We start from the raw sequence: 13,304 nt of genomic DNA on the forward strand, positions 1-13,304 counted from the left end.
AAGGACAAGTTTATGAATGCTGCCTGAGAGGAGGCTTGGCGTTGACAGCCTCAGTATTTAAAACAATTACCTTTGGAAGTACAGCTACTTTTTTAGCTGTCACTTTTATATTATTCCCAAAAGATGCCTATGAAGCTTCTGTCCGAGGGTTGGAAATGTGGTGGGATGTCGTATTCCCTTCATTATTGCCTTTTTTTATCATGGCTGAATTTTTAATCAGCTTCGGTGTTGTCAGCTTTGTAGGTGCATTTTTCGAACCTGTAATGCGACCGTTGTTCCGTGTTCCAGGTGTTGGAGGCTTTGTATGGGCGATGGGGATGGCTTCTGGCTTTCCCGCTGGCGCAAAATTAACGGCCCGTTTACGAAAAGATAAAAAACTAACAGCTATACAAGCTGAACGTCTCGTATCTTTCACCAATTCCTCTAACCCTGTTTTTATATTCGGGGCTGTTGCTGTAGGTTTTTTTCATAACGCACAGTTAGGTATTTTACTTGCAGCTTGCCACTATTTAGGGAATTTCATCGTCGGAATTGTTATGGGATTTTACGGACGAAAACATGAAATAAACGAACCTAAAAACACTCGCTACCATTCTTCCTTCTCTATTCGTCAAGCCTTTAGACTTATGCACGAAGAACGTTTAAAAGATAATAGACCTCTTGGAAAAATGATGGGCGATGCTGTACAATCGGCAATTACAACGTTAATGATGATCGGTGGATTTATCATTCTCTTTTCAGTATTAAACCGGTTACTTACAGTCATTCACATTTCTGATTTTTTTGCTGTTTTGACTACCGTCATTCTTACAGCGCTCCATATTCCTAACGAACTAAGTCCTGCTCTTATTTCAGGATTATTTGAAATCACACTCGGTAGCCAAATGGCAAGTGTGACAAATCAAACAACCCTTTTACAACAAGTTATTATTACGAGCTTTATTCTTGGCTTTAACGGGTTTAGTGTTCAGGCTCAAGTAGCCAGTATTTTAGCTGAGACAGATATTCGCTTTAAACCTTTTTTCTTTGCCCGCTTACTTCACGGATTATCGGCTGCTGTGTTAGCTGCACTACTCTATGAACCACTTTATGCTTCCCGGTTGGAGAGTACAACTCAGGAAGCCTTTTCTCCATTGTCTTCTGCCGGTGGGCAAGCTCTATTTGTAGCCATTTATGAATGGCTCATCCGCTTTGGAGGCTTAATTACGCTATTCGTACTTTGTTTCTTTATCCTTATTAAGATGAAACAATTCTTACAAAAATCAGCATAAAATACTTGTTCCAAAGGAGCGCCAAAAGGTCCGAGACGGTTTCGCTGAGCTTTGAATTTGTATCTTTTCTTTATTTAAATTTTTCAAGTAATGCCGTCTCAACCTGCGCTGGAACAAGATCTGTAACAGAAGCTTGATACTTGGCCAGCTCTTTAACGATGCTTGAGCTCAAATAAGAATACTGGTTATTAGTCATCATAAAAAACGTTTCGATATCTTCATCAAGCTTTCGGTTTATCGAAGCCATTTGCAGCTCGTATTCAAAGTCAGATACCGCACGCAACCCTTTAATAATCGCATTTGCTTGTTTATTTTTAACGTACTCAATTAACAAGCCATCAAAGCTATCGACTTCTACATTAGGTAAATGAGCTGTCGTCTCTTTTAATAATGCTACCCGCTCGTCTATCGAAAACAAAGGATTTTTGCTTCGATTATTTAACACGGACACAATGACACGATCGAAAACTTTGGCTCCTCTCGTTACAATATCTAAATGACCCAATGTAACCGGATCAAAACTACCTGGACAAACTGCCACACTTCCCATGATGTTGCCTCCTTAATAAAATTTAATTGCTCATCACGTAAATCGAAATTACCGTGTCTCCATATCGTTCAGTACGAACGAGGCTGAGTCTCCCATATTGATGTTTAAGGACTGTTTTTATCCCATGCTCTACGACGACCTGCCCTTCGTTCTCAAGAAGTTGATGATCTGAAATAAAGGTGAGTTCATCAGCTAGACGTTCCCTAGCATACGGAGGATCGAGAAAAATATATGTAAACGTTCGTTCGCGCTTGACGAGAGCCTGTAACGCTCGTTTGGCATCATTTTTATAAACTTCAGCTTTGGACTCAAGCTTGCATGATTTAAGGTTGGCTTTGATCGTTTGAATCGCTTTATATTCCCGGTCTACGAATACGGCCGTATCGACTCCTCTGCTCAACGCTTCAATTCCAAGTCCACCAGCTCCTCCATATAAATCGAGGGCTGTACCACCTTGAAAGTATGGACCGATCATATTAAAAATCGATTCTTTTACTTTGTCTGTAGTCGGTCTTGTAGATTGTCCAGCTACAGCTTTAATCGGTATTCCTTTTTTGTCACCACTAATCACTCGCATAGTATTGTATCCCCTTTGTCCTTCATCTACACTACTTCTAAATCTATTTTATCGTAGCATAAACGGGAGCGTAGCAAAAATATCCGAAGTTCGAAAATTCAAAACTACACTTAGTTGTGTATAAAGATTGGTCTCTTGTCCATAATAAGGATAGCAACATGATACCAATGTTGCTGACAACCGCGGAGAAGGCTTACGTTTCCCCATAAGTTCTTCCTCCGGTTTCTCCTCTCCCATAGCCTTTGTAGTCCATTTCCTTTAATCGGAGCGGAATACAATAGGGCAGCTCGCAGAAAAATATTCTGCGAGTTTTTTTCTTATGTATTTGAAAACCACTGGCTATGCCGGGGGTTTTCAAATACATAAGAAAAAGCCTTCGCTAAAAAGCGAAGGCTATAATCCCATTTTATAGTCGTATTCTTTTGCTTTATCTGGTTTTGAGTTTTGAAATTCAGTATTTAGCCAAGGTCGCATCGACAACGATACACGTTTTACAAAATGAAAGGACTCGAGCTTCTCTTTTGTTTGGTCCACCTTTTCACCATCACAGTAGATTACGATGTATTTCATTTTGCGTGATACGTAATGAATGTTGCCAAATCGTCTAAGCTGTTTAACATGCTTTAACGACTGTACCCAAACAGCCAGTCCGACGCGATTTCCGATCATCGTGCTCCCTGTCCCCTTTTTCGTCAATTCTTTATCGATAGTCTAGCATTACTCCTGACTAGTTGCAATACTAAAGAAAAGCGCAAGGCGGCCGGGCTAGACATCGAAACGTAGATTTCTTTACTTTCTTAACCCTCGAAAATAATGACTACGAACATCCGCAGCTGCCACCAGAACCACAGCCTCCAGAACAGCCATCTTGATCAAAGAAAGGGTTCCCTGTAGGGACTTTAATACTTTTCGATACTGTATCAGCAATGATCAAACTTACATCTCTTAGCAGCTCTTCTAAGGCCTTTTCAGCTTTTTTATATTGTGCGATCGATTCATGAGTGTCAACCATCCGCTTTGTTTCCCGAACTTCCTTCGTCACCCGTTTAAAGTCAGGGTGATACTTTCCAAAACGTTGAACTTCATCATATTGATCCTTTAAGCGCGTAAATGTTGAGATTAATTGCTGCGCTTCTTCATCATTGTCCACCGTTTTTTTTGCTTCTATATAATCAACGTACACTTCTGAGGAAGTGACAAAGTCTCCGAGCTCATAAGCAGAATGGAGGACACCCGACCCTGTTGCAGTTGTAATCAAAATGAACACCTCCGCAATCATTATAACATGAACAAGCTAGGGAAGTTCAATGGTTGATTGATTGTGCCTTTTAATGCCCATGTCTTTTTCCAGATCGGTCATTAATTGAACTAAAGCAGCATCCTTTTGCTTCGCTTCAATCATTACATCAAGCTGTTTGACACTTCCGTTCACTTCTTTTAGAAATCGCAAAAAACGGTTGGCATCAATATAATCAGCGTGATTCCTATCTAAGGGCGCTGCTTTCGGACTGGAAATATGCATTTTCATGGGCAAAGCACTCGTTTCCCACGTCTGAACAACACGACCCCAAAAGTCAGCAATTTCTGTTTGACCGTGGACATCATGGTGGTGCAAGTCAAAAACGATAGGAATTTCAAGTTTTTCTCCTAAGTACAACGCATCGTTTATTGTATAATTTTTGTCGTCATTTTCGACCATAAGCATCTGACTTAATGATGTTGGAATCTCCTGAAATCTTTCAATGAACGTTTCAAGCCCTGTTTCAACCCCTTGTTTTTTTCCGCCGATATGAAGCACACACCTGTGTCTAGTTGACTGACCCATACCTTTTAAAAGCTTATAGTGATATAGGAGTGTGTTTAAAGACCGTTTAAAGATAGCATGATCACCAGTATTTAATACAACAAAGTGGTCAGGATGAAAATCAACTCTCATACCATGTACGTTGATCAATTCTCCCGCTTCACGTAAAACAGGCAGAAGTTCGCGATCCCATCTCCAACCTTCAGTAAGCGGATGGTTCACCAGTGGGACGAGTTTTGATGAGAGTCTGAAAAAGGAGATATCATAGGCTAAGTTATGTTTAAGTAACCTCATACAGTTTCCGAGGTTTTGTTCGCCAATGCGTAATAGCTTTCTTAGACCCGCTTCACGGTCTTCCAGTTTTTCAAATTGGGTGGCCGTCATCGTATGTGATGGAGAAGCGTTTTCGAGCATAGTACTCATCGCTACGTAGCCAAATCGAACGATCATGAAAGCCCCTCTTCTCTTAGATATAATTCTATTTCATCAGGGTGTACGATACTGATGGCAACGAGTCTTTCAACGTAATAGCTTTGGTTATCCTTTGTTAGAAAATAAGGACAAGCTTCTCCCGTTACACAAAGGCGCTCTATTTCTGCAAAAATTGACTTTTCTTCGCCCGCTACTTTAAACCGGAGCGGGAGATGTAACGAAAGCGCTTGACGAATGATTTTAAGCACCATTTTTTCTGAATAACCTAACATGGAAAACCATTGTCGCGGTAACAAATCTATTTCCGCCGAGTACGGATGGGATCGGTTTGCTCCATCTTCAATCTTCCATTTTTTGATCGGAATCTTCTCTTCGCTGCTCTTCTCAGCAAGTTGTTTCTTTAAAAATCCGCTACTTTCAAAAACTTTTCTCGCCCGGTTCACTTCTTGTTCCTTGACAAAAACGCCACCTGCTGCCGATATGTATGGAATGTTTTCCCGAGACAACGTCTTCAAGCAAATAGGTTCTACAGCCGAGTCCAGAATACTGAAGTACGTATAGGTCTCGTTTTCCTTTATCGGCTCATTTTCTAATTGCCATTGTTCAAATTGCGAGCGGTAACGGTCGAGATCAATAAAAACAGAATAAAACGTCTCAAAAAAATCATCAAGAGACTCCCCTGAATCAACCGCTCGTTGAACAGATTCTTTTGTAAAAATGACATGGGCGACTCCCGTTTCAAAGGAATCTTTATTCCAGTCGAGATCTCCCCATTTTAAAACTTCCCAGATTAATCGGACATCTATTGATTGCGGGATGATCCATTCAAAATTCCCCAAGTCGATAATGGTAGATGCCCGGTCATAGTAAAGACGATCGAGAGCAAACGACAATCTGATTTTTCCACCTTCCTTGATTAGTACGCCGCGGTCTACGAAACTCTCAAGAGCGGCTGATGTTACTCCTTTTTCAGTCAATGTCTTCATCGGCACATAACATCCGTGAATGAGGTCTTTGATGCAGCCTCGCACGTCAGCTCGTTCTGATTCAAACAAAGCTTCGATCATCATTTCTAAAAAATCATCAAATCGATAGGAGAGCCACTTTTCAAACTGCCTCACTTGCCAATTTCCATCTATTACCCAACCCGTTCTGCGAAGGACGTTTACAATAAATCGATCCTCTTTGGAAAGGTTTTTGTTTCCTATAAAGTACTGCTGCAATGCCGCCAAACTTGTCCAAAAAAATAGCCCTGATTGTTCCGAACAATGAGTTACTGCTTTTTTTTCACGGACTTGATAAAAAGCCGTTTCCCATTCTCGTGGTATGAACCATGTTTCTTTCTCACCATCTGATAACGAAAATACAACGCCTGTATCTCTTAAACGTTGAAGAGCTTGTTGATCGAAAAGTGACGTTTGTAATGGAGGAAAAGAATCTCTTGAATCAACCGGCCTCATCATGATCTCGTCGAGCATTTTTTGCTGCCTTCGTCCGATCTTTTTTAAAATCTCCCTTGCCCCATTATGACGGTCTGCTTCTTCGTCAATAAACAAAGCTGGCAACCCCTTCTCCAGACGCGTTTCATTTACATGACGTTCTTGTTCACTTGTCAGCAATCCACGTAATGCTTGTAAATTCATGAACTCCACTCCTCTGATTCGTACTCATACCCTTGCTCCACCATGAAAAGCTGTCGATTCATTGCCCGTTCTTGTTCTTTCGTAAAAGGTGTTACGAGAGAGTAAAAATGAACCGAAGCTTGTTGCGATGGACGTAACAACCGACCAATTCGCTGCGCCTCTTCTTGTCTGGAGCCGAATGTACCTGAAAGTTGAATTCCTACTTGCGCATCCGGTAAATCAAGAGCAAGATTCGCCACTCTGCTTAAAATTAACGTTGAAATTTTTGAGTTGCGAAATTGCTCAAATAAGACTTCTCTTTGTTCCTTTGGCGTTTGTCCCGTTATAAGCGGGTAGGAAAATCTCTTCGCCACCTGTTCAAGCTGGTCTATGTACTGTCCGATGATGAGAATTTTTTCACGTTTATGCTTTTTTAACAGTTCTTCAACAACATCAAGCTTTTTCGGGTTTTCACTTGCTATTCGGAACTGATCCCGTTTCGAACTTTCCCAGTAATGACGAGCCTTGTGTTCATCAAAGGGAACTTTAATTTCCTTACAAACTGGATGCGCGAGCCAGCCATGTCTTTCGAGACTTTGGATTCCAATTTCATATCGTTTTGGTCCAATCAGACTAAAAATTTCTTTTTCCTTTTTATCTTCCCTTACACACGTGGCTGTTAGCCCCACGCGCCTTACACTTTGCAAGCTCGCTGCAAACCGAAACAATGGTGCAGGAAGAAGATGAACTTCATCATAGATCACCAGCCCCCACTTCCGACTTTGGAAGGTTGGAAGGTGTGAAAATTTCTTCGTCTTAGCGTTTCGGTGCGTCAACATTTGATAGGTGGCAATCGTAACTGGCGCAAGTTCTTTTTTCGTCGACGAATAAAAACCAACCTTTGAGCTGTCGATCGTTGTTTTATCCATTAGCTCCCGCGCCCACTGGCGGAGAGAGGTATCATTAGGGGTCAATATTAAAACTTCTTGTTTCAGCTCTGCCATTAATGCAAGACCGACAATCGTTTTGCCCGCGCCGCATGGCAGAATAATCACGCCATTTCCTCCATCTGTTTGCTTTCTTTTTAAAAGTGCTTCAACAGCTTCTTTTTGATAAGATCTCAGCTTCATTGCCGGGAGTGTTTCAATAGGAAGAGGTGTACCTTCTTCATATCCGCCTTGATCTCTAACTGGATAATCGAATGCCATAAATTGAGCTTTGATCCATCCTCGTTCCGATTCATCAATGAATACCCCTTCTCCCTCTTCCACTGGGCACTGGCGATAATCGTGGTTTTTTAAAATTTGACCGATCAGACCTTTTTCTTTTGAGCGTAAGCAAAACTGTCCTGAATTATCTTGGATGATCTCTACTAATCCAAAGCGGTAAAATTGCTGTTCCATCCAATCTAACAACGGTTTTGGAGGACTCAATTTCCCAAATTGTTCAAAGAAGGTTTTAATTTGATGAAATTCAATCCCTTGTTCACAGGCATACCAAATTGACTGCTCGGACACTTGATAAATGTGCGTCGTGGAAGGTGTTTTTATTAAATCGGCAATATCTTGTAAAATTGGACGCACGATCCCATATTCTTCATGAGTCGTGTCCGCGTATATAAATCGATCTTGCTGAATGAGAAGAGGGCGTCGCTGCATCACAAATAAACACATCCTACACATCGTATTTTTCAAATAAATTCTTGGGCTGAATGACCACACATCTCACTCTAATTTTTTGCCAATGACAGGAAATTATGCACTCTTTATCCTGAGCGTAAATAGGGATTTAACTCTAACTCTAGAACTCAAAACCTCGTCGCAGACATGTTGCTTTTCCTGCTGGCGTCTCCGCCATTGCAGCAGCACCCCTTGGCTATCTCATGTGTATCTCAAAATCAGGTGCATGGTTTTTTTCGTAAAGTTTGTTGCTTTTTGAGCGCTTTTTCAAAGCTCAAAAAGCAAATAGCAACAATCTTTTAGAAAAGAGCCTTGGCAAAAGGAGAGTTATTTCTTTGCAGATTCTCTCCATGAGAAAGAGCATATCCTCTTGCCACGCAGGCGTATGCTACTTATTCAGCAGCCTCTAAAAAGACTCTTTATACTTAAAAAGCCTTAACGGCTATTTGACCGTTAAGGCTGCTGTCCCATTTGCCTCACCATGTCAACTAACATGACGGCAAGGTTCATATTATTTTGCAAGCGGTCCATACGCTGGGGAAAGGTCTTCCCATAAAAAACTTTCGCCTCTTTTTCCATTTCCACTAAAGCCCCAGGGTTTCGAGACAGCGTCCGATACCACTTTGGATGGAGCCTTAAGTACCTCCATAGTTCCGGTTGAGAACGGACTTGTTGCATCACTTCAACTCTCACACTGGCTCCTCCTTACGATGCTAGTCTTCTCTATAAGAAAATGGGGAGGATGATGTAGGTGGAGAAGATGAAGAGCTCCCTGACCCTTGCCGGAAGGTACCTAGTAAATCTTGAATCGATGTAAGTGCACCATTGAATTGTGCCAGCTGTTGCTGTAAATCATTAAAATTCATTGATTTTATCATGTTTATAATATTTGATGAATCGGTATCAGCTTTAGCTGTGGACGATTGGGCCTCTTCTTGAGGCGCTTCTTGTTGATTTTCTGATGCCCCCCCTTCTCTGTACGACTGCCAAATTGGATCATCTTCACCAAATAACACCCATTCCTCATAAAGGTCCTGCAACGTTTTGTCACTTGATTTCACTTCTCTTAAGACATAAGGATTCTCCTTAACAAAAGCTTTAAACCTTTGAACGTTAGGATGTAAACCTCCCAACGCACTCACCCCCCTAATAAAAAACCTAAGTGATTAACTAGAACATAACCTATTTCCTTATTACTATTTAATGAATAGCCCAAGGAGGTGTGCGCCCATTTTCATAAGGTGTTTCAAAAGATTAACGCCCACATGAGATAACCACTCAAAAGCCTTTTGGGACAACCTTTCTACCACGGAATTAGAAAGTTTTGCGTATAAAAGTCCCGATAAACGCCGACACCGATGTGAGTAAATTCATCGTTTAACAAATTTACCCGATGCCCTTCACTATTTAACCAGCCTTCAACAGCTGCTGCTGCATCGGAGTATTTGGCTGCTATGTTCTCAGCGGCCATTCGAAACTGAATCTCCTCGGCTTGCAAACGATCTCTTAATTCACCCTGGCTTGGCGAAGTATGGGAAAAATAGTTGTTTTCCTGCATATCCTTACTATGAAAAAACGCTACGTGTGCCGTTTCATCGTCCCACTCCAACAAAGGAAGGTTATGCCTTTCCCTTATCGTATTCGTCAAATCAAAAACTTGCCTTGCCATCCCACGTTCAACCTCTTCCCATTCCTCTGGTGAAAGTTCGCTTTGCTCAGGTAAGCTCCCACGATAAACAAGGTTGTAGGGCTGATGTTTTAATAACGTTTCCTTGTCGAGATAACGTACGGAAGATAGCGTCTCATCAAAGGTATCAAAGTATAATTGTGCCCAACCTTCCTCTAACTCCACTAACGGACGAGTCTCCACTTCATCCTTCGATAAATTAAATTCATAAGAGTTATAGCCGTTCGTAAAAGAAACACTTTCAGCTAATTCCCATTCTTCAGCTACTTTTTCAAAAGGGGACCCAATTTCAAAAGGGCTCGTCTCAGAGGCTGGCTCATTCGTGTATAAAGTAACTACTTTTCCATCTTCAATGCCGGCCTGAAAATGCAAGTCACCTTCATTCCACACATACCATTCATAGCCATATGGAGTCTGATCTTTGCGAACGGGGTCTCCATAAGCAGCTAAAAGCTCACTCTCACCTTTTCCAAGAAAATAGTGATAGCTATTTTTTTGCTCGTCTGTTTCTTCTTCAATATTTGAAACGACTTCTTCCGGTTCCGCCTGCTCGTTTTCCCGTTCTGTTTCATCCTCCTCGTTCGCTTCGTGGTGCTCGTACTCATCTACCGAGTGATTTCCTTCACCGACTATCGGTATTTCTTCTAATAATTCTTCTTGTTCATGCTCGTCTAATAGAAAAATAAAGGCAATTATTGAAAAACAAAATCCTATAATTAGAGCTTTTATGATTATACGCATAGCTTCTCCTCTCGCTTTTCTGAAGCTTTCTTCTCTCTTTTCGTTCACAATCCCTGTTTCTTGCCCTAACGTTACAAAACTTTTAATCATTTGACAATAAGGGACAGCTTTGAAAAAACGATCAAAAAGCAACAAACTTTACGCAAACAGCCTACTAAAAAAAACTAATCTTATATTTTATTCCTTTAGAGAAGTAAAAATTTCTTAAAGTATAAAAAAAGAGCATTCAAAAGGGCGTCCCTTTTGAATACCCTGTTCCCATTTCTTTAATGGTGAATTTCGGGTTGTTCTGAGATCTCTGAAAGAGCAAACCCTGCCTCATCTTCAGTGGATGTATGGACAGCTAAGTCTCCAAGAGAAACAATTCCGACTAACTTGCCGTTATCCACGATCGGCAGCCTGCGAATCTGCTTTTCAGCCATTAATTGTGCAGCTCGGTCCACATCCATCCCCGGGTCACCTGTTACGAGGTGATCACTCATAACCTTTTTTACAGAAGAAGAATTCGGGCGTTTTTCAGCAACACCTCTAAGAACAATATCCCGATCGGTAAGCATGCCCAATAAATGTTCATCCTCACAAACAGGAATGGCCCCAACATTTAATCTCTTCATTTTTATTGCTGCTTCAAAAAGGTTATCATCGGGTGTGCAGTATTCTACATTTGTCGTCATGACCTCTTTTAATCTTTTCACTGATTTTCCTCCCACACAGAATTTTTATTCAAACGGTAATCTACCCAATTTATATAGATTCATCCTCATTCATAACAAGTTTTACAAAGTTACGAATCTTAGCAGGAAAAAACAAGCGTTTCGTTGCATCTGAATACAATTCGTAATATGATAAAAAGGAGTGAACATTAGATTTGGTAGGAGGTAAAGGAAGATGAAATTTGAAGCTACAGAACTTGAAGGCATGGAAGTCGAATTTCAAGCATTAGAAGAAGTTATGGACGGATTAGGGTTTACTCATGTCTATGATTATGAACGTGTAACCTTTGACTATAAGTTTGTCGATCAAGTACGTGATGATGTGTACTATTTTCGAGTTCAAGGATATGCAGTAGAAGGAGAAGTCCCAATGCCTCATAGCGTAATAAAAATAATGACGGCACTATTGGGCAAACACTATTATCCACACGGTGTTGAGTACGAAGGTGAAGAATTTCCAAAACATATCGTCGATAAGTCAAAGAAAAAGCTAGAGAGTTTAAAAGAGCAGCTACCGAACGAATCACGCTAATCAATACATAACGGATCGTTTTAAAAAGCGCTCAATCATTTAACTCAGAAACTTTATAGGACATGACTCGAATATTAATCTCTTTTAGGTTAACTGAGGTTTGTTCGCTTAATTGCTCAGCGATATACAATTGCAGCTTTCGGCACAAAGAATGGATGGGAATGCCACTACTTATCGTGACCGCCATTGTGATCGAAAGCTTTTCTCTTTCTTCTTTACAAATGTGAAGTTTAATAGAGGTTAAAGGATCTTTCCAGCTTTGATCTTCTGATGCTAATCGTATGTTTGAATTATTTAAACGAAAGCTTTCAAAAATGTAATAAATACATTCTCGGAAAGCTTGTAACGAAATCGACAGGTGACCTGTATTTTCTTTTTCAATTTGAACATACACATTCTTTCTCATTAGCTTCACTCCTTTAATTCATCTCGTAAAACACGGTTCATTTTTGACTGCCACCAACCCGTTTTACTAACATCAATAGGTAGAGCGTTTGCAGTCAGAAAGGGGTTTGACGTTGACAACAAAAAACTATAGAAAATATTTATATATCGGCATTGGCATACTCGTTGCAGCGCTTACTTTCTACTTCATTTTGCCGGTTTCAGTTCCATTAATCGTCGCCCTGATCACAGCGTTATTCTTGACTCCGGCAGTATCAGCGCTGCAAAAACGTGCAAAGCTTAAGCGTAATCTTGCAGTGTTTGTTGTCTTTATGACATTTTTATGTATCATCAGTTTGTCCACATACATCCTTACTACAAAAGCGATCACACAAGTCAATCAATTTGTTGAAAGCTTACCTAGAACCATTAACGAAATAAATTTTGCATGGATGAATTTTCAAGATAATATGAATGCACAGCTTGGTGAACTTTCACCCGAATTAGTCTCTGAACTTGACCGCCAAGTTACGGGCAGTCTTGATAACTTTAGAAGCTATTTTGAACAATTGAATTTAATTAATCACGTCACAGGTTTTGTCATCCAAATTCCGTCATATCTCGTTTCATTACTTGTTTATTTAATTGCGCTCTATTTGTTCCTTATGGAGCTACCTAGACTTAAAGCTAAAATGTTTTCATATATGACGGAAAAAACAGCTGAAAAAGTTCGATTTATGAGTTCAAGATTGTCATACGTCATTTTTGGATTTTTTAAAGCACAATTTTTAGTAAGTATCATTATTTTTGTTGTTACCTTTATCGGATTATTATTCATAGCCCCTGAGGTTGCGCTTATTATGTCAATTATCATCTGGGTTATCGATTTTATTCCAATTATCGGTTCGATCGCCGTACTTGCTCCATGGGCAGGCTATCACTTGGTGGCCGGAGACACCGTTCTGGCTGTAAAACTACTGATCTTAGCAGCGGTACTCCTTACGATCCGCCGTGTTGTTGAACCTAAAGTGATGGGACATCATATCGGGCTGTCACCTTTAGCTACATTGATCTCGCTTTATATTGGTCTACAGCTCATCGGTATTCTTGGCTTTATTCTCGGACCACTCGTTGTCATCCTGTTTACGAGCGCAAAAGAAGCAGGCATTATTAAAATGAATTTTAAAGTATAAGAAAAGCGGCGTTAAGATAACTGTCCGCTTATAAACCCTAACTTTCAAGAAAGCGCAAGGCATTATACTTAACTCTAAAAAAGAGGGTTTCTCAAGGTTAAAGAACGAACCTTGAGAAA

The 13,304-nt window shown here is 40.5% G+C and carries 15 protein-coding genes; 3 read left to right on the top strand and 12 right to left on the bottom strand.

The features are described 5' to 3' along the window. The first annotated feature begins 41 nt into the window (after positions 1-41). Positions 42-1,271 (top strand): sporulation integral membrane protein YlbJ, encoded by a 1,230-nt coding sequence (ylbJ, locus tag CDZ94_RS05575; protein ID WP_425352523.1) that lies wholly within the window; start codon positions 42-44, stop codon positions 1,269-1,271. 70 nt (positions 1,272-1,341) lie between these two features. Here the strand turns inward: ylbJ and coaD are convergent, their stop codons facing one another. From coaD to CDZ94_RS05630, 11 genes are all read right to left on the bottom strand, one after another. Next, positions 1,342-1,821 carry a pantetheine-phosphate adenylyltransferase gene (gene coaD, locus CDZ94_RS05580; protein ID WP_096435526.1) on the bottom strand — a complete coding sequence of 160 codons (480 nt, stop codon included), beginning with the start codon at positions 1,819-1,821 and terminating at the stop codon, positions 1,342-1,344. A gap of 22 nt (positions 1,822-1,843) precedes the next feature. After that, complete coding sequence (gene rsmD / locus CDZ94_RS05585) at positions 1,844-2,398, bottom strand: 16S rRNA (guanine(966)-N(2))-methyltransferase RsmD (RefSeq protein ID WP_096435527.1); 555 nt, start codon at positions 2,396-2,398, stop codon at positions 1,844-1,846. Positions 2,399-2,791: 393 nt separating this feature from the next. Beyond that, on the bottom strand, positions 2,792-3,067 hold the full coding sequence (locus CDZ94_RS05590) for a YlbG family protein (RefSeq protein WP_096435528.1): 276 nt from the start codon (positions 3,065-3,067) through the stop codon (positions 2,792-2,794). 148 nt (positions 3,068-3,215) lie between these two features. Continuing rightward, the gene (locus tag CDZ94_RS05595) at positions 3,216-3,659 is read right to left on the bottom strand and encodes a YlbF/YmcA family competence regulator (RefSeq protein WP_425352555.1); all 444 of its coding nucleotides are present in this window, start codon (positions 3,657-3,659) and stop codon (positions 3,216-3,218) included. A gap of 33 nt (positions 3,660-3,692) precedes the next feature. Next, positions 3,693-4,652, bottom strand: a complete 960-nt coding sequence (gene uvsE / locus CDZ94_RS05600; protein ID WP_096435530.1) for a UV DNA damage repair endonuclease UvsE — start codon at positions 4,650-4,652, stop codon at positions 3,693-3,695. Beyond that, entirely contained in the window at positions 4,649-6,277 is a 1,629-nt protein-coding gene (locus CDZ94_RS05605) for a hypothetical protein (protein WP_096435531.1), read from the bottom strand. Before CDZ94_RS05605 ends, uvsE begins: the two co-directional genes overlap by 4 nt. After that, positions 6,274-7,914 carry a DNA repair helicase XPB gene (locus CDZ94_RS05610; RefSeq protein WP_232735821.1) on the bottom strand — a complete coding sequence of 547 codons (1,641 nt, stop codon included), beginning with the start codon at positions 7,912-7,914 and terminating at the stop codon, positions 6,274-6,276. The genes CDZ94_RS05605 and CDZ94_RS05610 overlap by 4 nt, the downstream gene beginning before the upstream one ends. 474 nt (positions 7,915-8,388) lie before the next feature. Beyond that, positions 8,389-8,628: a YlbE-like family protein gene (locus CDZ94_RS05615; protein ID WP_096435533.1), complete on the bottom strand. Its 240-nt coding sequence runs from the start codon at positions 8,626-8,628 to the stop codon at positions 8,389-8,391. Positions 8,629-8,648: 20 nt separating this feature from the next. Next, entirely contained in the window at positions 8,649-9,068 is a 420-nt protein-coding gene (locus CDZ94_RS05620; RefSeq protein WP_157811960.1) for a YlbD family protein, read from the bottom strand. 170 nt (positions 9,069-9,238) lie between these two features. Continuing rightward, a complete protein-coding gene (locus CDZ94_RS05625) occupies positions 9,239-10,363 on the bottom strand; it encodes a CAP domain-containing protein (RefSeq protein WP_198546696.1) in 1,125 nt (374 codons plus the stop codon). 266 nt (positions 10,364-10,629) lie between these two features. Continuing rightward, the gene (locus CDZ94_RS05630) at positions 10,630-11,058 is read right to left on the bottom strand and encodes a CBS domain-containing protein (protein ID WP_096435536.1); all 429 of its coding nucleotides are present in this window, start codon (positions 11,056-11,058) and stop codon (positions 10,630-10,632) included. A gap of 193 nt (positions 11,059-11,251) precedes the next feature. On the opposite strand from CDZ94_RS05630, the gene CDZ94_RS05635 reads away from it, so the two are divergent. Continuing rightward, positions 11,252-11,608, top strand: a complete 357-nt coding sequence (locus CDZ94_RS05635; protein WP_096435537.1) for a YugN family protein — start codon at positions 11,252-11,254, stop codon at positions 11,606-11,608. A 31-nt stretch (positions 11,609-11,639) separates the two neighbouring features. Here the strand turns inward: CDZ94_RS05635 and CDZ94_RS05640 are convergent, their stop codons facing one another. Continuing rightward, complete coding sequence (locus CDZ94_RS05640; protein WP_096435538.1) at positions 11,640-12,014, bottom strand: Asp23/Gls24 family envelope stress response protein; 375 nt, start codon at positions 12,012-12,014, stop codon at positions 11,640-11,642. Positions 12,015-12,126: 112 nt separating this feature from the next. Here CDZ94_RS05640 and ytvI point away from each other — a divergent pair, with 112 nt between their 5' ends. Beyond that, on the top strand, positions 12,127-13,185 hold the full coding sequence (ytvI, locus tag CDZ94_RS05645) for a sporulation integral membrane protein YtvI (RefSeq protein WP_096435539.1): 1,059 nt from the start codon (positions 12,127-12,129) through the stop codon (positions 13,183-13,185). Positions 13,186-13,304 lie beyond the last annotated feature (119 nt).

It is taken from the genome of Alteribacter populi, from assembly GCF_002352765.1.
Taxonomy (GTDB): Bacteria; Bacillota; Bacilli; order Bacillales; family Salisediminibacteriaceae; genus Alteribacter; species Alteribacter populi.